This window comes from Clostridium gasigenes (assembly GCF_017348895.1).
GTDB classification, from domain to species: domain Bacteria; phylum Bacillota; class Clostridia; order Clostridiales; family Clostridiaceae; genus Clostridium; species Clostridium gasigenes.
The window spans coordinates 1032501-1056455 of the sequence record NZ_CP071376.1; the positions used below are offsets into that span (position 1 = coordinate 1032501).

The following is a 23955-nucleotide window of genomic DNA, read 5'->3' on the forward strand; positions in this document are numbered from 1 at the left end:
CGCGGCGTTGCTGCATCAGGGTTTCCCCCATTGTGCAATATTCCCCACTGCTGCCTCCCGTAGGAGTCTGGGCCGTGTCTCAGTCCCAATGTGGCCGATCACCCTCTCAGGTCGGCTACGCATCGTCGCCTTGGTGAGCCTTTACCTCACCAACTAGCTAATGCGCCGCGGGCCCATCTTATAGCGGATTTCTCCTTTAATTGCTGCTTCATGCGAAACTGCAATGTTATGCGGTATTAATCTTCCTTTCGGAAGGCTATTCCCCTCTATAAGGTAGGTTGCCCACGTGTTACTCACCCGTCCGCCGCTAGATTCGTTCCGAAGAACTCCTCTCGCTCGACTTGCATGTGTTAGGCACGCCGCCAGCGTTCGTCCTGAGCCAGGATCAAACTCTCACTAAAAAGTTTAATCTTGTAGTACTCCTTATCTCTTTCGAGCTAAGTTTCCTTTATTCGCTGACTCTCAAAAAGAATTGCTGGTTATTATTACTTAACTTTAATTATCTGTTCAATTTTCAAAGATCTACTTATTTTTTTCAGCCGTATTCGACTGCTTACTCATAATATCATTTATTACCTTTCCTGTCAATATTTTTTTCAAAATATTTTTTAGGAGTTTATTTTAGTTGTCGTTGTTTTCTCCGACGTCATTTATAATATCATGTTTATGCCCTTCTGCCATATATAAACTCATATGTTTTTTAAGTTTATTTCTAATTTACTTCATTTTTCTCTAAATTACTTTATTTTTCTTATATTGATACGCCAGGATAAGTTAACCTATTTTCTTTCCTATTTCCACATAAAAATTCTTATTTTCATAATTTTCGCTTTATATTTATCCTATTTTTTATAATTATATTGTACTTATCATTCGATTTAATTTATTATAAGAGTATATAAACAAATAAACCCATATTTATTTTAGGAGGATTCAAATGAGAAAAAAACTTTTGCTTACTTTACTATTGTCTTCTTTTCTACTTATAGGATGCAACAGTAATAAAAGTTCAACTAATACAGATACCCTTATAGGTGTTACTAACGATAAAACATCAAATAGCAGTTCCCCTACCCCAACACTAGTAATAACCGATACTGCGATTTCTTACTCACCTTACTTGTCACTAGGTAATCTTATTTTCTTTCCCGACAAAGAAAATAACAATAGATTATCTACAATGGAAGAACCAAAAGCTAGTGGTTACATTAATCAATCTAATATAAAAGATATTTTCGAATATCCCATTGAATCAATTGCTGCAATTAATGATATTGTATATTTTTCTAATGGCTCAGATGGAAACACATTATATTCTTTAAATTACCAAAACAATGAATCGAAAAAAATTAACAATAATTACGCACTTAACTTAACAGCCACACTAGATACCCTTTACTATATTAATAAAAATGATAACAATAAATTATATTTCTACAATGCAAAAGATTCCACTTCAGGTATAATCACAAATGATAGTTTCGGAAAGTTTATAATTAATGGCGATTACATACTTTATCAAAATCTTTCCGACAAAGCCAACCTTTATAGCATAAAATTAGACGGTTCAAATAAAATGAAGCTTACAGATGTTTCAGTGGATAGTTTTATTCCTTACGAAAGTGAAGTTTTATATATAAATTCTGAGGACAATAACACTTTGTATAGAACTAATCCAAGTACACTCAAAACTAATCGTTTGACCCTAGTTCATGGCGAGAATTTAAAAATATCAGATAAAAAGGCATTCATTATAGATAACGATTCGTCTAATAGATTATCATCATTAACAATTGATTTTGGAAAAAATACTGCTTCTACATCAAAATTAACTGATGATGCTATAAATAATTATTTCCCTACTCAAAAAGGGATTTTTCTAGAAAAGAGCCCTGATGTAAATAAATCTTTTATACTAAAATAAAACAAAACAGACTCTGATAAAAATCAGAGTCTGTTTTTAGTGACTTATCTAAATAATTCAAATAAAAATACTGCTAAAGTAATACATATAACTTGAATTATTAAAAGTATCGCTACTGGTAAAACTATTCCCACTCTTGGCAATACTAAAACAGTAACTATATATAATCCTATTAATACAACTGGTAAAATTTTTAAATAATTTCTATCTTCAGCATATATTTCTGCTTTCTTCTTCCACCCTTTCTTTGCTGCTAAGTTATTTAATATAGCACTAAGAACAAACGATAAAACTATAACTACAACTATTTCCATTTTACTTCCCCCATCTATGTTTTTTCTTTTACACATTTCTACATTGTAAACATTATACCATATTTTTGGAAACAAAATACATAGTTTCAATACCTATTTCAAATCATTTTTAAGGTCCCTAACCAATTGTTTAAATCTATTTCCTCGAACTGCAAAATTTTGAAACATATCAAAAGATGCACAGGCTGGTGATAATGTAACTATATCATCTTTTTTCGCTATATCTTTAGCTATTATTACAGCTTCTTCTAATGATTCAACTGTAATTGTAGGTATCTCTATCCCTTTTTCTTCTTTTAACTTATTAAACGCAGCTTTTATCTTTTCTTTAGTAGCTCCAACTAATATCAATTGTTTTATAAATGGATATCCTTCATAAGCTAAGGGTTCAAAAGGAAGATTTTTGTCATATCCACCTGCTATTAAAATTACTTTCTTTTCGAATGCAAATAATCCTGCTAAAGTTCTCGTAGGACTTGATGCTATAGAATCATTATAGTATTTAACACCCTCTAATTCTCCAACTAATTCACACCTATGTTCAACTCCAACAAAAGTTTCTGCTACATTCTTCATAGTATCTATCTTTACATCATCTTTAACTGCTATAAATGCAGCTAAATAATTTTCAACATTATGAATGCCCTTAATAACAACATTGTCTTTTTCGCAAACTTCTTTGCCCATTAAATACAATGTTCCATTTTCATAATAAGCACCATTACCTAATACTCTTTTTGAGCTAAATTCTCTAACCTCACATTTAGCTTCTTTTTCAAACCCAAAAGTAATTTCATTATCTCTATTTAAAACTAATATATTACCCTTATCTTGATATAAGAATACGTTTTTTTTAGAATTTATATATTCTTCCATATCTTTGTGCATATCCAAATGATTTGGAGCTAGATTAGTTACTACAGCTATATCTATAGGAGAATTCATAGTCATTAGTTGAAAACTAGATAATTCTAATACAACTCTATGATTTTCTTCTATTTCTTCTATCTGTGCAAAAAGTGGAGTTCCTATATTTCCTCCAACCCAAGTTTTGTACCCCTGCGCTATTAAAAGCTTTGATATTATTGTTGTTGTTGTTGTTTTACCATCACTACCTGTAACTCCATATACTTTACCTTTGCAATATCTTACGAACTCTTCCATTTCTGAAGTTATATAAGACCCTTCTTCTTTTACTTTAACAAGAGCATCACAATCTATTCTCATGGATGGAGTTTTAAATACAACTTCAAAACCTGTTAAGTTGTTTAAATAATCTTCTCCTAGTTCTAACTTAACACCAATAGCTTTAAATTCTGCCCCAACATCTCCTAATTTTCCTTCTGTCTTTTTATCAAAAGCAGTAACCTTTGCACCTAACTTAACTAAAAAGTTAATAAGAGGTATATTACTAACACCTATTCCTACTACTGCTACATTCTTATTCTTTATAAATTCTTTAAATTCATTGAAATTCTTTTTCATTATTAATCCTCCACCATATATACAATATAAACAATTATTCATTTTATGCTTATATTATTAAGTCTGTCCCATTTCTTTCTAATTATAACATCTAAATTATTTATATTCTATAAAAAGTGAGGAGGTTAAACCGCATCCCCTCACTTTTAACTATAACTCCACTTATCCAACTAAGAGATTTTTAAAAAATAACTAGTCAGATTGTCTTCTATTCTCCTTTATCTTCTTATTAATCAAAAAAAAGATACAAACCACATAAGTTTGTATCTTTTAAATATCTTTATTAAAATTCTAAACTCTTTGCAATAAATGCATCTAACTCTTCTATTTTAACTCTTTGTTGTTCCATAGTATCTCTATCTCTAATAGTTACAGCATTATCTTCTAATGTGTCAAAATCTATTGTTATGCAATATGGAGTTCCTATCTCATCTTGTCTTCTATATCTCTTTCCTATACTTCCTGCTTCATCATATTCTATATTGAACTTCTTGCTTAATTCTGAATATACATCTAAAGCTTTTTCTGAAAGTTTCTTTGAAAGAGGTAATATAGCAGCTTTGTATGGCGCAAGTGCTGGATGGAAATGCATTACGCTTCTTACATCTCCGCCTTCTAACACTTCTTCGTCATAAGCTTCTACTAAGAAGGCTAAAACCACTCTATCAGCTCCAAGTGATGGTTCTATAACATATGGTATATACTTTTCATTAGTTATTGGATCCATATATTTCATATCTTGACCTGAATGTTCTTGATGCTTTGTTAAGTCATAATCAGTTCTATCAGCTATACCCCAAAGTTCTCCCCATCCAAATGGGAAACGGTATTCTATATCCGAAGTTGCATTTGAATAGAATGATAATTCTTCTGCTGCGTGATCTCTCATTCTTATGCTATCTTTTTCAATACCTAAGTTTAATAAGAAATCCCAGCAGTAGTTTTTCCAATATCCAAACCACTCTAAATCTGTTCCTGGTTTACAGAAAAATTCTAATTCCATTTGTTCGAATTCTCTTGTTCTAAATGTAAAGTTTCCTGGTGTTATTTCATTCCTGAATGATTTTCCTATTTGAGCTATTCCAAATGGAACTTTCTTTCTTGAAGTTCTTTGAGCTGCTTTAAAGTTTACAAATATACCTTGAGCTGTTTCTGGTCTTAAGTATATTTCATTTTTAGCATCTTCAGTTACTCCTTGGAATGTTTTAAACATTAAGTTGAACTTTCTTATATCTGTATAGTTCATTTTTCCACATTTAGGACAAACTATATTATTAACTTCTATATATTCTTTTAATTGTTCATTTGACCAACCATCAGCAGATGCTACTTCAGCGCCTCCTTCAGTCATGTGATCTTCAACAATTTTGTCTGCTCTAAATCTAGCTTTACAATCTTTACAATCCATTAGTGGATCTGAGAAACTGCCAATATGTCCTGATGCTTCCCAAACTTTATTATTCATTAATATAGCACAATCAACACCAACGTTGTATGGACTTTCTTGAACGAATTTTTTCCACCATGCTTTTTTAACGTTATTTTTAAATTCTACTCCTAAAGGACCGTAATCCCAAGAATTTGCAAGACCTCCATAAATGTCTGATCCAGGAAATACAAATCCCCTGCTCTTACAAAGAGAAACTATTTTGTCCATAGTTTTTTCTACTGCCATTTAAACTACCTCCTATTAATTTTGAATAAAAAAAAGCCTTAAACCACAAAGGGACGAAATTCTTATTCCGCGGTTCCACCCTTCTTGGCTTTAGCCCAACTTTCTATTTACCTACACTCAAAAGCTCCATTCATTTTAAATCATTAACAATTTACACCTAACATTGTCTCTCTAAAAATGATTTTTAAATTACTTATCTTCATCACCGTATATATTAAATTATATATTAATTTTACCAAAAGACTTTTATATGTCAAGTATTATTGTGATAATACTTTGAAAATCTATAATTATAAAAATTAAAGGTAAAAGCTTAAATACTTTTACCTTTTTAAACCTATTTATTTTAGAGAAAAAAAAATGATGTTTTTCAACACCTTCTTAAGAAATTGGCTCCGCGAAGAGGATTTGAACCTCCAACCTATCGGTTAACAGCCGAGTGCTCCACCGTTGAGCTATCGCGGAATATTTACTATACTATTATTATAGCATAAATTTCTTTTTTTGCAACAACTTTCAAACTAGGTTTGAATTGGCTCCGCGAAGAGGATTTGAACCTCCAACCTATCGGTTAACAGCCGAGTGCTCCACCGTTGAGCTATCGCGGAATGTCATTACTTTATTTATTATATCATAATATCCCAAAAGCGCAATACTTTTTATAATCTTTTTTATATTTTACAATAAAAAAAAGTAGGCACCCTTCTCAAGGTGCCTATTTATCCTATTTTAAAGGCTTCATAGTTGGGAACATTATAACATCTTTAATTGATGCTGAATCAGTTAAGAACATTATCATTCTATCTATACCAATTCCAAGACCACCTGCTGGTGGCATTCCTGTTTCTAAAGCACTCATAAATTCTTCATCTACCATGTATGCTTCATCATCGCCAAGTTCTCTTTCCTTAGCTTGTTGTTCAAATCTTTGTCTTTGAACTATTGGATCATTTAATTCTGAGTAAGCATTACACACTTCTCTACCAAATATAAATCCTTCAAATCTTTCAGTAAACTCCTCATTTCCTCTCTTCTTTTTAGTAAGAGGTGAAATTTCAACCGGATAATCTACTATAAATGTTGGTTGAATCATATGTTTTTCTGCATATTCTTCAAATAACATATTTAATATTTCACCCTTAGTTACATGTTTAAGATCTTTCTTAAACTCTAAGTGTTTTTCCTTAGCTATAGCTTGAGCTTCTTCATTTGATTTAATTCCATTGAAATCAACACCAGCATGTTCTTTAACAGCATCAACCATAGTTATTCTATTCCAAGGTGGCATAAAGTCTATTTCAGTCCCTTGGTAAGTAACCTTAGTTGTTCCATTAACTTTTTCACAAACATAAGCAATCATGTTTTCTGTTATTTCCATCATATCGTTATAATCAGCAAATGCTTCATATAATTCTATCATTGTAAATTCAGGATTATGTCTTACTGACATTCCTTCATTTCTGAATGTTCTTCCCATATCATAAACTTTTTCAAATCCTGCTACTATAGCTCTTTTTAAGTATAACTCTGGAGCTATTCTTAAATACATATCTATATCTAAAGTATTATGATGAGTAACAAAAGGTCTTGCCGATGCTCCACCAGCTATTGGTGCAAGCATTGGGGTTTCAATTTCTAAGAAACCTTTATTATCTAAGAACTCTCTTATACTTCTTACTATTTTAGCTCTTTTTATAAAAGTATTTTTCACTTCTGGATTAGTTATTATATCTACTTCTCTTTGTCTGTATCTTAGATCTGGATCTTTTAATCCATGCCATTTTTCTGGAAGAGGTTTTAAGGCCTTACAGATTAATTGGAATTTTGAAACTTTAACTGATATTTCTCCAGTTTTTGTTTTGAAAATTTCTCCTGTTGCGCAAACCCAATCTCCAAGATCATATGTTTTATAATCCTTTATTTCTTCTTCTCCAACAGCATCAATTTTTATGAATAATTGAATTCTTCCATCTCTATCTTGTATGTCTGAGAATACAACTTTTCCTTGTCCTCTCTTAGACATTATTCTTCCTGCAACAGTTACAGTTGATCCTTCTAAAGTCTCAAAGTTACTCTTAACTTCTTCAGAAGAATGTGTTTTCTCTACTTTATAAACATCAAATGGATCTTTACCTCTATTTTGCAAGTCCACTAATTTTTCTCTTCTTAAGCCTTCTTGTTCAGTACATTGAGCCTCAAGTTCTTGTATATTCATTTCCTCAGTTGACATTAAATATCCCTCCGTTAATCTCTTCTAATCGCAAGTATTTCAAATTTACTCGTCCCATTTGGTACTATAGCTTCAACTACATCACCAATTTTTTTATTAATAAGAGCGCTTCCTACTGGTGATTCGTTTGATATTCTAAATTCTATAGGATCTGCTTCTGCTGAACCTACTATATAATATTCTACTTCTTCATCAAACTCATAATCTTTAACTTTAACTATTGAACCTACTGCAACTTTATCAGTTGGAACATCTGCTTCATCCACAACTGTAGCATTTTTAAGCATATTTTCTAATTGAAGTATTCTTCCTTCTGTAAAAGCCTGATCATTTTTAGCTTCATCATATTCTGAATTCTCGCTTAAATCGCCATAACCTAAAGCGACTTTTATCTTTTCAGTTATTTCTTTTCTTTTAACTGTCTTTAAAAGTTCTAATTCATCCTCTAGTTTTTTAAGACCCTTATAAGTCATTAAGAATTTTTTTGCTTCACTCATATTTTTCTCCCCTTCTCAATCTTACTAGTTTATATAACAACACCTTTTTAAAGCCTTGTATTTCTTCAAATCATTTAAGATATTATAAATCAGCAAGGTTAATATGTCAACGAGTGTGAAAACTTTTACACCATTGAATCTATTATTAATCCTTCTTATTGATATTTTTAAGATTTTGTTTAAAAAATATCCAGTCAATATACATCTCACATTTGAAGGTTATTTTTAAGATGCTTACCTATACATATTCTCTTACCTATTATTTAATGTCCAAAAAATTATAATTTTATTAATTCTTCTTTATATTCTCTTAATAGCTCTATAACTCTAGCACTTCCATCAATAGTATTAACTACATTTCTAACTTCACTACTTCTTTCTAAACCTTTTAGATACCAAGAAGCATGTTTTCTCATTTCTCTAACAGCTTTATGTTCACCGTCGTATTTTAAAGCTAACTCATAATGTCTTATACACATATCTATTTTATCTGATGATGTAATAATTAGTTGCTTTTCTCCATTTAACGCTTTTTCAACTTGTTTAAATATCCATGGATTACCCATGCTACCTCTTGCAATCATTATCCCATCACAATTAGTTTGTTCTCTTACTTTCAAAGCGTCTTCTGGCGTAAATATATCTCCATTTGCCATAACTGGAATGCTGACTGCCGCTTTAACCTTAGCGATTATATCCCAATCTGCCTTACCTTCGTACATCTGTGTCTTAGTTCTCCCATGGACTGTAATGGCATCTACCCCTGCATCTTCTAATCTTTTCCCAAATTCTACTGCGTTTACATTTTCTTCATCAAAGCCTTTTCTAAACTTTACAGTTACAGGCTTATTTGAAGCAGCTTTTAAACTTTTAACTATTTCTGCAGCTAACTTTGGATTTTGCATTAATGCTGATCCTTCACCATTTTTAGTTATTTTGTTTACAGGGCACCCCATGTTAACATCTATAATACATATATCTTTTCTTTCATTAAAATATTTTTTTACTACCTCTGCCATTATTTCTGGATCATTTCCAAAAATTTGCGCAGCTACAGGCATTTCTTCTTCAGATATTCTAAGCAACGTCTTCGTATTTTCACTTCCATAGTGTAATGCTTTTGCACTTACCATTTCAGTATAAACTAGTCCACAGCCCATTTCTTTGCATAGACCTCTAAATGATATATCTGTAACTCCTGCCATAGGTGCTAGAAAAACATTATTTTTAAACTCTAGGTTTCCAATTTTCATATTATACTACTCCTTATTCTTTTCGTATATTATTCTTAACCCCTCTAATGTTAAACTAGATTTCACCTTATCAATAACATCAGTTTCTTTAGCTATTAATTTAGCTAAGCCACCTGTCGCTATTACTAAAGGTTCATCTGACCCAAGATCCATCATTTCTTTTTTAATTTTATTAACTATATATTCAACTTGACCTATATAGCCATAAAGTATTCCCGCTTGCATACTTGAAATTGTATTTTTACATATTATATTCCTAGGAACTTCAAGTTCTACTCTTGGTAACTTTGCAGCCCTCTCAAATAGTGCATCTGAGGCTATTTTAACACCTGGTACAATACAGCCCCCAAGATAATTCCCTTCTTTTGTCACAGAACAAAAGGTAGTAGCTGTTCCAAAATCAATTATTATCATATCTCTATAATACCTATCATTTGCCGCTACCGCATTTACTATTCTATCTGCCCCTACTTCCTTTGGATTATCATATTTTATATTTATTCCTGTTTTAACTCCAGGTCCAACTACTATTGGGTTTATTCCAAAAGATTTTTTTATCATATTTTCTAAAGAGTGCATTATATTTGGTACAACTGACGAAATAATTATGCCCTCAACCTCTTTAGGGTCTAATTTACTTTGAGTAAATAGTTGCATTACTTGTATCTCATATTCATCTGAAGTTTTTTTAACATCAGTAGAAAGTCTCCAACTAGCAACATATTCACTATCCTTATACACCCCTAGAACTATATTAGTATTACCTACATCCACCAATAAAATCATAAAAGCACCATCCTCAACACAATTAAAAGCAGCCCTAAAGCCACTTTTATTTTAAGTATTTATAATCCTTAAAATTAACAATATAATTTTAACAATTATAGTTTTTTTGTCAAGGGTTGTAAATTAGTATATTAAAATAATCCTACTATTTTTCCACCATCTAATATATCCATTTTATTTGCAGCTGGCACCTTTGGAAGCCCTGGCATAATCATTACATCACCAGTTAAAGCAACTATAAACCCTGCCCCATTAGATACACGAATTTCCTTAACTGTTATGTCAAACCCTTGAGGCTTCCCAAGTAACGCCGGATTATCAGATAAAGAATATTGTGTCTTCGCCATACAAACAGGTAATTTATCCAAATTAAATTTTTCAAGTTCTGCAATTTGTTTCTTAGCCGCAGGAGTATAAACAACACCTTTTGCACCATAAATTTCTTTTGCAATTGTTAATATTTTATTTTCAATTTTTTCTTTTTCACTATACAATGTTGTGAAATTTGACTCTTCATTATCTAAAATATCAGTAACTATGTCACCTAATTCTAATCCACCTTCTCCACCTTTAGCCCAAACATCTGAAAGTGCAACTCGAACTCCAAGTTTTCCACAGAATTCTTTTATAAATTCAATTTCATCCACACTATCTGTTAGGAACTTGTTAATAGCTACTACTACTGGCACATTAAACTTCTTAATATTTTCAATTTGTTTTTCTAAATTTACTATACCAATCTTTAAAGCTTCAACGTTTGGAATATTTAAATCATCCTTTTTAACTCCCCCATGATGCTTAAGAGCTCTCATTGTTGCAACTATAACTACACAGTTTGGTGTTAATTCACCATATCTACATTTTATATTTAAGAACTTTTCTGCTCCTAAATCCGCTCCAAAACCTGCTTCAGTAACAACTATATCACTTAATTTAAGTGCCATTTTTGTTGCTATTATTGAATTACACCCATGTGCAATATTAGCAAATGGTCCACCATGAATTATAGCTGGTGTATTTTCTAAAGTTTGTACAAGATTAGGTTTTATTGCATCTTTCATTAATAATGCCATAGCACCTTGAATTTCTAATTGCTTAGCGTAAACAGGACTTCCATCTAAGTCATATCCTATTACTATTCTGCCCATTCTTTCTTTTAAATCTTCTAAACCATTAGCTAAACATAATATAGCCATAATTTCTGAAGCTACAGTTATCATAAATCCATCTTCTCTTAGAAATCCATTTATTTTTCCACCCATTCCAACAACAATGTTTCTAAGAGCTCTGTCATTCATATCCATAACTCTTTTAAAAGTAATTCTTCTTGAATCTATTCTCAAAACATTTCCTTGATGAATATGATTATCTATAGCCGCTGATAATAAATTATTTGCTGATGTTATTGCATGCATATCCCCTGTGAAATGTAAGTTTATATCTTCCATTGGCACAACTTGAGCATAACCTCCACCTGCAGCACCACCTTTAATGCCAAATACAGGTCCAAGAGAAGGTTCTCTAAGTGCTATGACTGCATTTCTACCCATTTTGCATAAAGCTTGCCCAAGACCTACTGTAACTGTAGATTTACCTTCTCCAGCTGGTGTTGGATTAATAGCTGTTACAAGAACTAATTTCCCATCTTTTTTGTGTGCATTTTTTTCTAATACATCTAATGATATCTTACATTTATATTTACCATATTGTTCTATATCATCTTCACTTAAATTCAGTTTTTTTGCTATTTTTACTATGTGTTCCATTTTAGCCTCTTGAGCTATTTGTATATCATTTTTCATTTTTAAACCCTCCCTAATTAGTTGAACATTTTTTTAAACATACCTGATTATATCATTAACTTTATTATTTTAATATATTCCATCGAATAATTAATTCATTTTTTATTTTATCATTCGTATTTATTAGTTATATTCTATTAATTATCATGAATTAATTAATATAATTCGCGATAGACCTTATTTCATTCAATATTTTTGATTATTTAGACATCTTTAATACAGAAAAAGCAGCCCTAATTAGGGCTGCTTTTTAATTAGCATCAAATATTGCTTCGAATTCTTTACCATCAAGCTTTTCTTTTTCTAATAAAACACCTGCTACTGCATGTAGCTTAGTAATATTTTCTCTAAGTAAAGTTTCTGCTCTATTATAAGCTTCATCAATAAAGCTCTTAACTTCTTTATCTATTTCAGCTGCAATCTCTTCACTGAAATTTTTACTTGAGCCTAGATCTTTACCAAGGAACACTTCATTATTATCACTGCCATAAGATATAGATCCTATCTTATCACTCATTCCATAATGCATAACCATAGCTCTTGATATAGCACTTACTCTATCAATATCATTTTTAGCTCCAGTACTTATATCTGATAATATTATTTTTTCCGATACTCTTCCACCTAATAGACCAACCATATCATCTTTTAGCTTCGCCTTAGATGTATATGATCTATCTTCTTTAGGCAAGTGCATAGTGTATCCACCAGCCAAACCTCTTGGAATGATGCTTATTTCATGAACTGGATCTGAATGTTCTAGAAGTCTCATAACAACAGCATGACCTGCTTCATGATAAGCTGTTAGCTTTCTATCGTATTCATTAATAGCTCTACTCTTCTTTTCAGTTCCTACCATAACTCTAGTAATAGCATCTTCAAATTCATTCATTCCAATTTTTTTCTTTTCATTTCTTACAGCTAAAAGTGCTGCTTCGTTTGCTACATTTTCTAAATCAGCACCACTAAAGCCTGGTGTTCTTTTAGCTAGTACATGTAAGTCAACTTCTTCTGCTAAAGGTTTCTTCTTAGTATGAACCTTTAAAACTTCTTCTCTACCCTTAACATCTGGTACACCTACAACTATTTGTCTATCAAATCTACCTGGTCTTAATAAGGCTGGATCTAAAATATCTGGTCTATTTGTAGCTGCAATCATAATTATACCTTCATTAGCTCCAAACCCATCCATTTCAACTAGTAGTTGATTAAGAGTTTGCTCTCTTTCATCATGACCACCACCAAGCCCTGCTCCTCTTTTTCTACCTACAGCATCTATTTCATCAATAAATATTAATGATGGCGCTGTTTTCTTAGCTTCTCCAAATAAATCTCTTACTCTTGAAGCTCCTACACCAACAAACATTTCAACAAAATCTGATCCTGATATGCTATAAAACGGAACTCCAGCTTCACCAGCTACTGCTCTTGCAAGTAAAGTTTTACCTGTACCCGGAGGTCCTACTAATAAGATACCTTTAGGTATTCTAGCTCCCATTTCTATATATTTGGCAGGCAGCTTTAAAAAGTCCACTATTTCTTCAAGTTCTCCTTTTTCCTCATCTGCTCCTGCAACATCTTGAAAAGTTACTTTTTGTGATTCTGGATTAACCACTTTGGCTTTGCTTTTACCAAAGTTCATTACACCCTTGCTTCCGCCGCCTTGTGATTGTTGTTTCATAATAAACATAAATCCAAAAAATAATATACCCATCATTATTATTGGTAACATAGTAAGTATTATATTATTTTTTGAAGGTGCTTCAAAATCTATTCTTACATCGTTAGCCTCTCTTTTTTCTATTAATACCTTTAATACTTCAACTGGTGCATAAGTTGTGAATTGTTTAGCGTCTCTATATTTACCTGTTATAGTCATATTATCATTTTGTACTACTAAACTATCAATTTCACCGTCGCTCCATTTTTGTTCAAATTCACTATAAGCTATTTTATCCGACATTTTATTATTATTCCATAGGAATGTAGCTGACATGAAAAGAATTAAAATTGCGATTAACCACACAGTTGCGCTTGAATATTTCTTCATTCAAGGGCCCCCTTTCTTATTTTATTTTTATTTATATATTTCTTCTTTTAATATTCCTACGTAAGGTAGATTTCTATACTTTTCTGAAAAATCTAAACCATAACCTACTAAGAATTCATCTGGAACTTCCAAACCAGAATATTTTACTTCTAATTCTACTTTTCTTCTAGATGGTTTTGTTAATAGTGCTGCTATTTCTACACTGTTTGCTTTTCTTGTTTTTAAATATTCAAGAAGATAGCTTAAAGTAACTCCACTATCTACTATATCTTCAACTATAAGCAAATCCTTTCCTTCTATACTGTGATCTAAATCTTTTAATATTCTCACAACACCTGAAGTTTCGCTTGAACTTCCATAACTTGAAACTGCCATAAAATCTATTTCACAAGGAATTGTTATGTTTTTTATAAGATCTGATGCAAATATTACTGACCCCTTTAACACCCCTACTACTAATAGGTTTTTGCCCTTATAATCTTCACTTATTCTTTTAGCAATTTCTTTAATTGTCTCCATTATTTTTTCTTCGGTAAATAATACTTCTTTAATATCTCTGTTCATTTAATTATTCCTTTCTAACAAGCTTTATTTTTATAATTTTTTCTATTTTTTGTGTAACTTTGTAATCCTCAGAAACCTTATGTCCAACTATCCAAGATATGTTATTGTCAAAACAAATTATGGGTACAATATCCCTTTCATCTTTAGGAACTTTATTATTTATAAAAATATCTTTTAATTTTTTATTTCCAGTCATTCCTAAAGGTATTATCTTATCTCCATCTTTTCTAGTTCTAATAATTATCCCTTTTCTTATTTTATCATAATCAAAATATTTTATTAAGTCATTATTAGAAAATTCTATATTTTTTTTATTATTTATTATTTCTATATTAACAATATAATTCATAAATCTCAAATTATTATTAGATAAATCTTCTTTTGATATAAATATTTCGTTATTTTGCTGACTTTCCTCTTTCTTTTTTTTACATTTTAAATATATATTTCCATATATATTTTCAGCTATAATATCATTTGGAAGATCTATTTTTTTATTAGTTCCTTTCTTAGCCAAATCAATAACATCATATATATGTTTCATTTCAAAATTTATATATTTTCCTGAATAGTCTATAAATGATTTTTTTATCACTCTAGTTACTATTGCATCATCTAATTTGAATAGTTCTTTATTTATTAACAAACTTTCTAACTCTAATTCACAATACTTTTTAAAAGCTTTATTACATTGTTTATTTATATATTCATCATCTTTTTGAAGAATACTTGCCATTCTATTTAGTGCTTGTATTATATCTTCATTAAAATTTTCTTTCATATAAGGAAGTATGTCCAGCCTCACTTTATTTCTACTATAAATATTTTCTAAATTTGTTTTATCTATTCTTGGCTCTAATTTTTTTTCACTACAATAAGTTTCTATTTCTTCCCTTGAAAGAGATAATATTGGTCTTATTATATTTTCCCCTCTTTTTGCCCTTATCCCAACTAAACCTTCAAGCCCAGTTCCTCTCATCATACGCATGATTACAGTTTCTGCTTGATCATTTGCATTGTGAGCTATGGCAACCTTATTATACTTATGTTTATTGCTTATAGCTTCAAAAAATTTATATCTCTCATCTCTTCCTACCATTTCATGAGACATACTTGTTTTTTTCGATATACTATCTATATCTATTCTTGCTATATAACATGGTATACTTAAATTTTTACAGAGTTTCTCTACATACAGTTCATCACCTGTAGCTTCTTCTCCTCTTAACATGTGGTTAATATGAGCCGCTCCAATAGTTAGGTTTAGTTCATCTTTTAAAGAATGTAACATATGAAGTAAACATACCGAATCGGGACCTCCAGATAAGGCTACTAATATCTTATCATTATTTTCTATAAGATTATTTTTTTGAGCAAATACCTTTACTTTATCTATCATATATACCATCCTTAGTATAAATATTTTAATATATAATATAATACCCTTTCAATGTTATATTGTAAATATCTATACATTCTATATTCTTATATTCTTATATTCTTATATTTTAGTAATATTAATATTTTCTTCATAAAAAAAGACGAGATATTAAATTCCTCTCATCTTTAATTTACTTTCTAATAAACAGAATATATCTTTGATACAAGCACAGTCATATCATCTGTTACTTTTCCCCCACTTAAAATTTTTGCTTTTTCTAATATATCTCTACTTAATGATTCCGGATTAGTATCTGCAAACCTTAAATATTCCTCTAGCCATAAATGACTTCCTTGATTATTTTTATCTACATCTATAACCCCATCACTTAATGTTATAACAATATCTCCATGCTTTAATTTCTTTTTCACAGAATTTACATCTACACTATCTAATATTCCAAAAGGTAAGCTTTCACTTTTAATAACTCTTATTTCCTCTCCTCTTTTTATAAAACTCGCAACTCCTCCAACTTTTATAAAATCAGCTTCACCTGAATACAAATCAATAATATTTAAATCTAAAGTAGTAAACTTCTCATCTTCACTAAACTTCATTCCCATAATTGAATTCACCGTATTTATAGCTGTAGTATCACTAAAGCCTGTTGTTATAAACTTTTCTACCAAATCTACAGCAACCTTACTCTCAATCCCAGCTTCTGGTCCTGATCCCATACCATCACTTACAATACTTAAATAAGTTCCATCTTCACTTTTACCAAAGGTAAAACTATCGCCTGTATATTTTTCACCATATTTAGGATTAGTAGCTACATAAGATGCAACATGATATTTAGGTGTTTCTTCAATAATTACTGAACATTCATCTGTGTCTGGATTTATTCTGCATCCATCTCCACCTAGTGAAACTGGCATTTTGACTATCCCATTAATAATTGGAAGTATTTTTTTCACACAATAATTTGCCCCTTCGCAGTTATTAAGAGTAACTTTAATTTTCAATCTACCTTTTCTATCTATATAAGAAAATACATCTGTGTACTCCATACTATTTTTATTCAAAGCTTTTCTAAGGATTCTATCTATATCCGTACATACAGTTATATCCTTATTAAAATCTCTGACTATATCCCCCATAGTTAAAGCCATGTTATTGATATGATTAGCTATTAATTTTCTTCCTTCTCCCAATCTATTTTTAAGAGCTTCATTAACTGTATAATTATTTATAAGTTCTTGAGAGCTTATTAGTAAATTGCTTTTCTTAAGACAATACCTATCTAACTCTTTTGGCAACTTTAATTTTTTCTTTTCACAACTACTTATAAGCTCTTCAAAAGAAGAAAATGTTTTATGCAGATTTTTATCCCAACACTTTCCTTTTAATTCACAATTGAAACAAACTCTATCTGCTAAACTTTCTACTAAAGCTGTACTTTTATTTTTCCATAATAATTTATCATTTTCTGCCAAGTCATCTATTGATGTTGATAGGCTCCCTAAAACATCTTTAAGCCCATCTAACCTACCTATAAATTCACTCTTTATTCCTTGCAGATGTGTATCACTTATTATTTCTGCCTTTTTATCAGAATTAACTTCTTTAACTGCAAAATTTATAATATTTTTTGGTAATATCAATAATATAATTCCAGCCAAAATAGCCTCCATAGCAGAAGTCATAGCAAATGTGTCTGAGTACATAGTAACAATAAAGTAAACTACCACGTACGCAATCGAGGATAAAATTCTACCTGTATCTTTAAATATACCCACAATAAGCCCACACACACTATAAAGACTTATTAATGCTATTATATCATTAGTCGTTATCCCTATTAGAAACCCCATTGTCACGCCAACAGCTGCACCAAGGCCTGTCCCACTTACATAGGCTATTAATATTACTATACTTAAAGCAACTATACTTCTTATAGAAACCCCCAATATAGCTACATTACCGATCCCCGCCACTAATAGACAAATTAAAATTGATATACTAATTAATTCTTCTGTAGAGAAAAGATAATTTGTCCTTAATTCTTCCATACAATTCATGGCATATTTCAAAATATAGTACACAGGTATAATAGTTACTACTTTTATTAAAGAGAAAGTTAGATTAACACCTAGCGGTTGTGCCTGAATAACTGCACCATAAACACCGAACACTAAAAATATTATACAAAATGCAAATCCCTCTTTATATTTTGAACCTATCTTATTTTTAATATACCCATATAAAAACACCATAACAGATGCAATAATGTAAACATTAATATTATCTAAGGATTTATATATGGATAAATATCCAATTCCAACACCAAGCATAGCTCCAATCATTTCTTTACTCTTTTTATTAGATATAACACCAAGTAAGTACGCTATTCCAAAAGGCGCTATCCCCATCCCATGAGTAACGGATAATATAACTCTACTTAACATAAATGCCAATCCACAACATATAATTAGGTTTACAGTTGCATCTTTTAACTTTATATTTTTTTTACTTTTCCTATTATTAACTCTCTTATAGGTTCCTACATCTAATCCGTACTGCATACAGCCACTCCTTCTTCCATAAAATATATCTAATTTATATAATCTGAATTATAGCACCTTAGGAAAAAATTATATGTCATTTAATGTCAGCTAGTTTTTTTTTCGTAGGACAATAAACCCCCTTATTCTAATATAAATAAAACTAATTTTCTTTTTCATTAATATTTCTATTTTTAAAAATCGGCTATTTCTCTAGGTTATTTTACATTTATTGGAATTTAAATGTTCTTCATATATTTTATTAGTTATTTACTTTTTTAAAACTTTATGTCGCTATTTATTTAAATTTGTATTTATTTAAATTATATTTCTATGCATAATTTATTTTTTGTAGAATTTTAAGATATGAGTTTATTAAGGCATATTTTTAAAATACATAAATCAACCTTTCATTTTTTAGACAACAAAAAAGACTAAGTATAAATACTTAGTCTTTGGTGCTGAAGACCGGAATTGAACCGGTACGGTATCACTACCGCAGGATTTTAAGTCCTGTGCGTCTGCCAGTTCCGCCACTCCAGCATATTAATGTTATAAGGTTTATGGTAGCGGAAATAGGACTTGAACCTACGACCCTTCGGGTATGAACCGAATGCTCTAGCCAGCTGAGCTATTCCGCCAGATATATGGTTGCGGGGGTAGGACTTGAACCTACGACCTTTGGGTTATGAGCCCAACGAGCTGCCAACTGCTCCACCCCGCGATATTAAATGTTGAATTTAGTTTTTGGTGCTGAAGACCGGAATTGAACCGGTACGGTATCACTACCGCAGGATTTTAAGTCCTGTGCGTCTGCCAGTTCCGCCACTCCAGCATATTAATGTTATAAGGTTGTATGGTAGCGGAAATAGGACTTGAACCTACGACCCTTCGGGTATGAACCGAATGCTCTAGCCAGCTGAGCTATTCCGCCAGATATATGGTTGCGGGGGTAGGACTTGAACCTACGACCTTTGGGTTATGAGCCCAACGAGCTGCCAACTGCTCCACCCCGCGATATTATAAAAACTAAATTCAACTTGGTGCTGAAGACCGGAATTGAACCGGTACGGTATCACTACCGCAGGATTTTAAGTCCTGTGCGTCTGCCAGTTCCGCCACTCCAGCATGTTGTTTCCATCGCCTCTTGACGACAAAATTAATTATATATCAGGATTCAAATACTGTCAACACTTTTTATATTGTTTATTATATTTTATGCTTTTTTTTGCTTATATCAACTCTATAAACCTGTATTTTAGCCATATGTAGTTCAACCTTTTTTGAACTTCTGTTATTTAAATACATAAAAAGCTAAGAGATATATCTCTTAGCTTTTTATGTAAAGTTTTATATTAAATTAAAATTTTTCTTAAGCTATGCTTAACTTTTCTTACCATTTCTACTTTTAAAGTCCTGGTTTTTCTTTACATCTTGAAGTCTCTCTTCGCTATCCTTTAAGAATCTTGACATTATGTCCTCAAACCCAGCTGTATTGTGATTGTTTGTAGACTTCTTATTTTCTGAAGCCCAATCAATTTCAACAGGCTTAACTGTTCTTTTAGGAACACTTGCTTGCTTAATAGATAAGCTTATTTTGCCATTATCATCTATTGATATTACTTTCACCTTTACTTTATCTTGTTCTGTAAGGTGTTGTCTGATATCCTTAACAAATGAATCAGCTACTTCCGAAATATGAACTAACCCTGTTTTGCCTTCGATTTCCACAAAAGCTCCGAAATTTGTGATATTTACCACTGTACCTTCTAATATGTTTCCTGCCATTAAGGTCATGTTACAAAGATTCCTCCTTAAAATTAAATAATATATGTCATTATAATAATAACCATTTGTTGTGATTTTAAAACATATTTTTTCAATTTTCTTTTTGGGAATTCACCACTTTTTCTCCTTCTTTTATCATACCTAGTCTTTCTCTTACAAGTTTTTCTAAATAATCATGAGATGGTGTATTATCCAATTCAGTTTGTAGCTTAAAATTTTCATCTTTAAGTTTTGTCAACTCTTGTTGATTTGCTACTATATCATTCTGAATTCTTTTCATAGTAAGTTCTTGTTTAATAAAACTAATAATGAAAATTACAAAAAGTAAAATTACAATAGTGCCCTTGAAAGTTAATCTTCTTTTCATTATATTAACCTCTTTTAAATATATTCTATATACATTTTAAACATTATATATACTTTATTCAAGTTATTTTTTTTTGTTCTTTAGTTTTACCTGAAATTTTTGAATATATTAATTTAATAGGATAGACTATATTTTTAAATATAAGTCTTGAAACCCCTCTAATCTTGCCAATTATTATAAGTTCAACTTTGAAAATTAATGAACTTATAAACCTTAAATAAAATAATAAAGATATCACCATAAAAATATATACATAGGCTCCTAAAAAGGCATAATTAGTATATAACAAGAAAGTAAAAACTATTACAGCAGCTAAGCTCCAAAATAATATGTCTTGTATAAAAACAATAAATTTGGGAACCTTAGCTCCTCTTATAATTCTATAAAGATCAAACATAATACCAGTTAATAGACCTGCTAAAAGAGCATATAAAACTATATCAAATTGAATTCTTATTGGTAAAAGCATAATACACTCCTATTTGAATAACTTCGTTATTATATTTTCTTTTTCTTTTTTAAGCTCTTTTCCACTATAAACCATAGATGCGATCTTACCCACTATTATAACATCTCCATTTTGAACATCTAACTTATTCATCTTAAGTTCAGATCCTTTAATAGTTAATGCTCCTAATTTTGTATTAATCAATATCTTTTCATCATCAAAGCTTATAACTTCCTCTACTCCTGTTAATGTTAATCTATTTCTGTTCTCCAACGTTATATTTCCTCTTACATCTTCTACTTTTTTTTCTATTTTTCTTTCCATAGTTATATCCTCCACATATTCTTTATAAAAATATATGAAAGTTGTTTCACTTTTATTCTTTATCTTCTACGCCTTCTAATATCTCGTACATTTCTTTTGCATTTTCTTTTCTTACATGTTCAATAATACTTGTTATTCTAGCTTTTAAAGATCTGTTTGCAAAAGAAATTTCTATAATGTCCCCAGCTTTTACGTCTACTGACGGTTTCACAACTTTTTCATTTATAGTAACTCTTCCACTTGCGCAAACTTCTTTTGCAACTGTTCTTCTTTTTATTATTCTTGAAACTTTTAGATATTTATCTAATCTCATAAAGCACTCTCCTTTATTATTAGAATATGAATAAGCTCTTATTATCGCCTATGCTCAGGTTTACGCGACCTTAAGTTTTTCTTTTAACTGAAACTCCTACTCGCTACGCTCCTAGGAGTAAGTTCCACTACATGTTCCAGTCTCGCTGCGCGAGTCTGGAACATAAGTGTCACTTAAAAGAACCCGAGATAACTCGGGTTCCTATATAATTATTTATTAACTTTTTCTTTGAATTCTTTTCCAGCTTTAAATACTGGAACTGTTGATGCTGCTATTTGTATAGTTTCTTTAGTTCTTGGGTTTCTTCCTTCTCTAGCTGCTCTTTCTCTAGTTTCGAAAGTACCAAATCCAACTAATTGAACTTTTTCACCTTTTTCTAACGTTTCTTCAACGCTTTCTATAAATGATTTTAAAGCTGCTTCTGCATCCTTCTTAGTTAATTTGCTCTTTTCTGCCATACTAGTAATTAATTCTGCTTTATTCACAATTACATCCTCCTTAAATAACCAGTTATATATTTTAGTAGTTAACTGCTTTATTCTATGTACATAACTACATTACCCTATTATATAGTGTCTTTTCAAACTAGTCCATAGCATTATGAATTTTTTGTTATAAAAAGATAATTATTACAAGGTAATCATGATAGTTTTCTATAGCTTTATACAATCACTTTAAATATATTCTCTATTAAACACAAAATTCCTTCTTTAGTCAAATTTATTTTTGTGTTTTCTCTATTTTTTTTGCTTCATCCCATAAATTATTCATTTGTTCTAAGTTCATTTCTGTTAACTTTTTACCTTTTGATAATGCAAACTCTTCGATGAAACTAAATCTTTTTATGAATTTTTCTGTAGTCTTACTTAAAGCTTCTTCTTCATTAACATTTAAAAATCTTGAAACATTAACACAAGAAAATATTAAATCTCCTACCTCTTCTATTATTTTCTCCTGATTATCTGATTTATATACCTCTAATACCTCTTTTAATTCTTCTTCAACTTTTAAAGCCGCCTCTTCAACATTATCCCAATCAAATCCAACTTTAGCAGCTTTCTTTTGAACCTTATCAGCCCTAATTAACGCTGGCAAGCTTTTAGCTATAGCTTTTAGTTCTTCAGTTACAGAATTAAATTTTTTTTCTTTAGTTTTAAGTTCATCCCAGGTAGTAATTACTTCTTCACTTGTAGTTTCTTTCTTATCCTTAAATACATGAGGATGCCTATAAATCATTTTTGTACATATAGATTCTATTACATCTGTGATATTGAAATACCCATCATCATTTCCAATTGAAGCATTGAAAACTACATGTAAAAGAACATCTCCAAGTTCTTCTATAATTCCATCTATATCCTCATTATTTATAGCATCTATAACTTCATAACATTCTTCAATTAATTGATTTTTCAAACTTTCGTGAGTTTGTTCTCTATCCCAAGGACATCCATCCTCACCTCTTAATGTATCAATTATTGAAACTAAATCATTAAAATCTCGCTTGTTTTTTAAATCCTTAGGTACATATACAGATGTTAAATAATCTATATCTTCTTGCATATCTAGCTCATATATAGGAATCTTTCTTATACTTTCTTGACCTTCTATGCCAGCAGCTCTTACATAATCAATTATTGTATCATCATTATAAAATTCTAATAATTGAAGTTTAACTTCTGATGCTATTAGTGGGTTGTACACCTGTGTTATTATTGTGCCTATTCTCTTGTCTAATATTTGATTTTTCATATCAAAGGCATCTATAACTTTAATTCCTTCAATAGGATCAATTTTCAAGCTATCTATCATAGCATCTATAAAACTAACTGCTGGAAGTATTTTATATTCAATATTATTTTCATCACATAACTTCATTAAATTGAATACAGATTTTTCTGCAACTAAGGGATGTCCTGGAACAGCGTATATTAATTCGCCCTTTTCTTTATACTGACAAATTATATCTTTAGCTATATTTTCATATACTTCGTCAAAATTACTTCCCTCTTCATAAAAGTGATCGTATGTTTTGAATGTTTTCATCTTTTCTTTTAAATAATCTACTGTTGGATGTTTTTCAGTTCTGAAAAATATATTTTCACTTTTCTCTAAAGCTTTAACAGCTCCTATTGTTAATGCCTCAGGTGCACCAGGTCCTAAGCCTACTATCTTTATCATAAGGTTCTC

20 protein-coding genes, 9 tRNA genes and 1 rRNA gene (1 of these 30 cut by a window edge) are annotated in these 23955 nt (G+C 30.6%); 1 reads left to right on the forward strand and 29 read right to left on the reverse strand.

Annotated elements, in window-relative coordinates; translation table 11 throughout:
- Positions 1 to 401 (reverse strand): 16S ribosomal RNA (locus J1C67_RS05110) (it extends 1113 nt beyond the left edge of the window).
- Between the two features lie 536 nt (positions 402 to 937).
- Between J1C67_RS05110 and J1C67_RS05115 the strand changes: the two genes are divergently transcribed.
- Complete coding sequence (locus J1C67_RS05115; RefSeq protein ID WP_167867068.1) at positions 938 to 1924, forward strand: DUF5050 domain-containing protein; 987 nt, start codon at positions 938 to 940, stop codon at positions 1922 to 1924.
- Positions 1925 to 1968: 44 nt separating this feature from the next.
- On the opposite strand, the gene J1C67_RS05120 is transcribed toward J1C67_RS05115, so the two are convergent.
- The 28 genes from J1C67_RS05120 to yabN all read right to left on the reverse strand — a co-directional run bounded on the left by J1C67_RS05120 (position 1969) and on the right by yabN (position 23946).
- Positions 1969 to 2238, reverse strand: a complete 270-nt coding sequence (locus J1C67_RS05120; RefSeq protein WP_167867067.1) for a hypothetical protein — start codon at positions 2236 to 2238, stop codon at positions 1969 to 1971.
- 93 nt (positions 2239 to 2331) lie between these two features.
- The gene (murD, locus tag J1C67_RS05125) at positions 2332 to 3723 is read right to left on the reverse strand and encodes a UDP-N-acetylmuramoyl-L-alanine--D-glutamate ligase (RefSeq protein WP_167867066.1); all 1392 of its coding nucleotides are present in this window, start codon (positions 3721 to 3723) and stop codon (positions 2332 to 2334) included.
- Between the two features lie 283 nt (positions 3724 to 4006).
- Positions 4007 to 5398 carry a glycine--tRNA ligase gene (locus tag J1C67_RS05130; RefSeq protein WP_089970078.1) on the reverse strand — a complete coding sequence of 464 codons (1392 nt, stop codon included), beginning with the start codon at positions 5396 to 5398 and terminating at the stop codon, positions 4007 to 4009.
- 390 nt (positions 5399 to 5788) lie between these two features.
- A tRNA-Asn gene (locus tag J1C67_RS05135) sits at positions 5789 to 5863 on the reverse strand.
- A gap of 68 nt (positions 5864 to 5931) precedes the next feature.
- Positions 5932 to 6006 (reverse strand) — tRNA-Asn (locus J1C67_RS05140).
- A 116-nt stretch (positions 6007 to 6122) separates the two neighbouring features.
- Complete coding sequence (gene lysS / locus J1C67_RS05145; RefSeq protein ID WP_167867065.1) at positions 6123 to 7628, reverse strand: lysine--tRNA ligase; 1506 nt, start codon at positions 7626 to 7628, stop codon at positions 6123 to 6125.
- 14 nt (positions 7629 to 7642) lie between these two features.
- Positions 7643 to 8125 (reverse strand): transcription elongation factor GreA, encoded by a 483-nt coding sequence (gene greA / locus J1C67_RS05150; RefSeq protein ID WP_089970072.1) that lies wholly within the window; start codon positions 8123 to 8125, stop codon positions 7643 to 7645.
- Between the two features lie 278 nt (positions 8126 to 8403).
- Positions 8404 to 9378, reverse strand: a complete 975-nt coding sequence (dusB, locus tag J1C67_RS05155; protein WP_089970071.1) for a tRNA dihydrouridine synthase DusB — start codon at positions 9376 to 9378, stop codon at positions 8404 to 8406.
- A 6-nt stretch (positions 9379 to 9384) separates the two neighbouring features.
- Positions 9385 to 10164: a type III pantothenate kinase gene (locus J1C67_RS05160; RefSeq protein WP_089970067.1), complete on the reverse strand. Its 780-nt coding sequence runs from the start codon at positions 10162 to 10164 to the stop codon at positions 9385 to 9387.
- Between the two features lie 131 nt (positions 10165 to 10295).
- On the reverse strand, positions 10296 to 11966 hold the full coding sequence (locus J1C67_RS05165; protein WP_167867064.1) for a formate--tetrahydrofolate ligase: 1671 nt from the start codon (positions 11964 to 11966) through the stop codon (positions 10296 to 10298).
- 250 nt (positions 11967 to 12216) lie between these two features.
- Positions 12217 to 14016, reverse strand: coding sequence for an ATP-dependent zinc metalloprotease FtsH (ftsH, locus tag J1C67_RS05170; protein WP_089970061.1), 1800 nt, complete (start codon positions 14014 to 14016; stop codon positions 12217 to 12219).
- A gap of 27 nt (positions 14017 to 14043) precedes the next feature.
- A complete protein-coding gene (hpt, locus tag J1C67_RS05175; RefSeq protein WP_167867063.1) occupies positions 14044 to 14580 on the reverse strand; it encodes a hypoxanthine phosphoribosyltransferase in 537 nt (178 codons plus the stop codon).
- Positions 14581 to 14584: 4 nt separating this feature from the next.
- Positions 14585 to 15979 carry a tRNA lysidine(34) synthetase TilS gene (tilS, locus tag J1C67_RS05180; protein ID WP_167867062.1) on the reverse strand — a complete coding sequence of 465 codons (1395 nt, stop codon included), beginning with the start codon at positions 15977 to 15979 and terminating at the stop codon, positions 14585 to 14587.
- A 179-nt stretch (positions 15980 to 16158) separates the two neighbouring features.
- Positions 16159 to 18546, reverse strand: a complete 2388-nt coding sequence (spoIIE, locus tag J1C67_RS05185) for a stage II sporulation protein E (RefSeq protein WP_167867061.1) — start codon at positions 18544 to 18546, stop codon at positions 16159 to 16161.
- A gap of 435 nt (positions 18547 to 18981) precedes the next feature.
- A tRNA-Leu gene (locus tag J1C67_RS05190) sits at positions 18982 to 19068 on the reverse strand.
- 21 nt (positions 19069 to 19089) lie between these two features.
- Positions 19090 to 19166 (reverse strand) — tRNA-Met (locus J1C67_RS05195).
- Positions 19167 to 19173: 7 nt separating this feature from the next.
- Positions 19174 to 19249: transfer RNA gene (locus J1C67_RS05200), tRNA-Met, on the reverse strand.
- Positions 19250 to 19273: 24 nt separating this feature from the next.
- Positions 19274 to 19360: transfer RNA gene (locus J1C67_RS05205), tRNA-Leu, on the reverse strand.
- 22 nt (positions 19361 to 19382) lie between these two features.
- Positions 19383 to 19459 (reverse strand) — tRNA-Met (locus J1C67_RS05210).
- A 7-nt stretch (positions 19460 to 19466) separates the two neighbouring features.
- Positions 19467 to 19542, reverse strand: a tRNA-Met gene (locus J1C67_RS05215).
- Positions 19543 to 19566: 24 nt separating this feature from the next.
- Positions 19567 to 19653, reverse strand: a tRNA-Leu gene (locus tag J1C67_RS05220).
- 255 nt (positions 19654 to 19908) lie between these two features.
- The gene (locus tag J1C67_RS05225) at positions 19909 to 20322 is read right to left on the reverse strand and encodes a S1 domain-containing RNA-binding protein (RefSeq protein ID WP_089970048.1); all 414 of its coding nucleotides are present in this window, start codon (positions 20320 to 20322) and stop codon (positions 19909 to 19911) included.
- An 82-nt stretch (positions 20323 to 20404) separates the two neighbouring features.
- Positions 20405 to 20680 carry an FtsB family cell division protein gene (locus J1C67_RS05230; RefSeq protein WP_089970044.1) on the reverse strand — a complete coding sequence of 92 codons (276 nt, stop codon included), beginning with the start codon at positions 20678 to 20680 and terminating at the stop codon, positions 20405 to 20407.
- 58 nt (positions 20681 to 20738) lie between these two features.
- Complete coding sequence (gene yabQ / locus J1C67_RS05235) at positions 20739 to 21149, reverse strand: spore cortex biosynthesis protein YabQ (protein WP_167867060.1); 411 nt, start codon at positions 21147 to 21149, stop codon at positions 20739 to 20741.
- A 9-nt stretch (positions 21150 to 21158) separates the two neighbouring features.
- Positions 21159 to 21452: a sporulation protein YabP gene (yabP, locus tag J1C67_RS05240; RefSeq protein WP_089970036.1), complete on the reverse strand. Its 294-nt coding sequence runs from the start codon at positions 21450 to 21452 to the stop codon at positions 21159 to 21161.
- A gap of 52 nt (positions 21453 to 21504) precedes the next feature.
- Positions 21505 to 21765, reverse strand: coding sequence for an RNA-binding S4 domain-containing protein (locus J1C67_RS05245; RefSeq protein WP_089970033.1), 261 nt, complete (start codon positions 21763 to 21765; stop codon positions 21505 to 21507).
- Positions 21766 to 21974: 209 nt separating this feature from the next.
- Positions 21975 to 22250, reverse strand: a complete 276-nt coding sequence (locus J1C67_RS05250; RefSeq protein WP_089970030.1) for an HU family DNA-binding protein — start codon at positions 22248 to 22250, stop codon at positions 21975 to 21977.
- Between the two features lie 235 nt (positions 22251 to 22485).
- Positions 22486 to 23946: a bifunctional methyltransferase/pyrophosphohydrolase YabN gene (gene yabN / locus J1C67_RS05255; protein WP_167867059.1), complete on the reverse strand. Its 1461-nt coding sequence runs from the start codon at positions 23944 to 23946 to the stop codon at positions 22486 to 22488.
- Positions 23947 to 23955: the final 9 nt, after the last annotated feature.

Excerpts from the sequence above, each read along its gene's own strand:
- J1C67_RS05115 (WP_167867068.1), top strand. The coding sequence starts at position 938 with ATGAGAAAAAAACTTTTGCTTACTTTACTATTGTCTTCTTTTCTACTT.
- J1C67_RS05120 (WP_167867067.1), bottom strand. The coding sequence starts at position 2,238 with ATGGAAATAGTTGTAGTTATAGTTTTATCGTTTGTTCTTAGTGCTATA.
- murD (WP_167867066.1), bottom strand. The coding sequence starts at position 3,723 with ATGAAAAAGAATTTCAATGAATTTAAAGAATTTATAAAGAATAAGAAT.
- J1C67_RS05130 (WP_089970078.1), bottom strand. The coding sequence starts at position 5,398 with ATGGCAGTAGAAAAAACTATGGACAAAATAGTTTCTCTTTGTAAGAGC.
- lysS (WP_167867065.1), bottom strand. The coding sequence starts at position 7,628 with ATGTCAACTGAGGAAATGAATATACAAGAACTTGAGGCTCAATGTACT.
- greA (WP_089970072.1), bottom strand. The coding sequence starts at position 8,125 with ATGAGTGAAGCAAAAAAATTCTTAATGACTTATAAGGGTCTTAAAAAA.
- dusB (WP_089970071.1), bottom strand. The coding sequence starts at position 9,378 with ATGAAAATTGGAAACCTAGAGTTTAAAAATAATGTTTTTCTAGCACCT.
- J1C67_RS05160 (WP_089970067.1), bottom strand. The coding sequence starts at position 10,164 with ATGATTTTATTGGTGGATGTAGGTAATACTAATATAGTTCTAGGGGTG.
- J1C67_RS05165 (WP_167867064.1), bottom strand. The coding sequence starts at position 11,966 with ATGAAAAATGATATACAAATAGCTCAAGAGGCTAAAATGGAACACATA.
- ftsH (WP_089970061.1), bottom strand. The coding sequence starts at position 14,016 with ATGAAGAAATATTCAAGCGCAACTGTGTGGTTAATCGCAATTTTAATT.
- hpt (WP_167867063.1), bottom strand. The coding sequence starts at position 14,580 with ATGAACAGAGATATTAAAGAAGTATTATTTACCGAAGAAAAAATAATG.
- tilS (WP_167867062.1), bottom strand. The coding sequence starts at position 15,979 with ATGATAGATAAAGTAAAGGTATTTGCTCAAAAAAATAATCTTATAGAA.
- spoIIE (WP_167867061.1), bottom strand. The coding sequence starts at position 18,546 with ATGCAGTACGGATTAGATGTAGGAACCTATAAGAGAGTTAATAATAGG.
- J1C67_RS05225 (WP_089970048.1), bottom strand. The coding sequence starts at position 20,322 with ATGACCTTAATGGCAGGAAACATATTAGAAGGTACAGTGGTAAATATC.
- J1C67_RS05230 (WP_089970044.1), bottom strand. The coding sequence starts at position 20,680 with ATGAAAAGAAGATTAACTTTCAAGGGCACTATTGTAATTTTACTTTTT.
- yabQ (WP_167867060.1), bottom strand. The coding sequence starts at position 21,149 with ATGCTTTTACCAATAAGAATTCAATTTGATATAGTTTTATATGCTCTT.
- yabP (WP_089970036.1), bottom strand. The coding sequence starts at position 21,452 with ATGGAAAGAAAAATAGAAAAAAAAGTAGAAGATGTAAGAGGAAATATA.
- J1C67_RS05245 (WP_089970033.1), bottom strand. The coding sequence starts at position 21,765 with ATGAGATTAGATAAATATCTAAAAGTTTCAAGAATAATAAAAAGAAGA.
- yabN (WP_167867059.1), bottom strand. The coding sequence starts at position 23,946 with ATGATAAAGATAGTAGGCTTAGGACCTGGTGCACCTGAGGCATTAACA.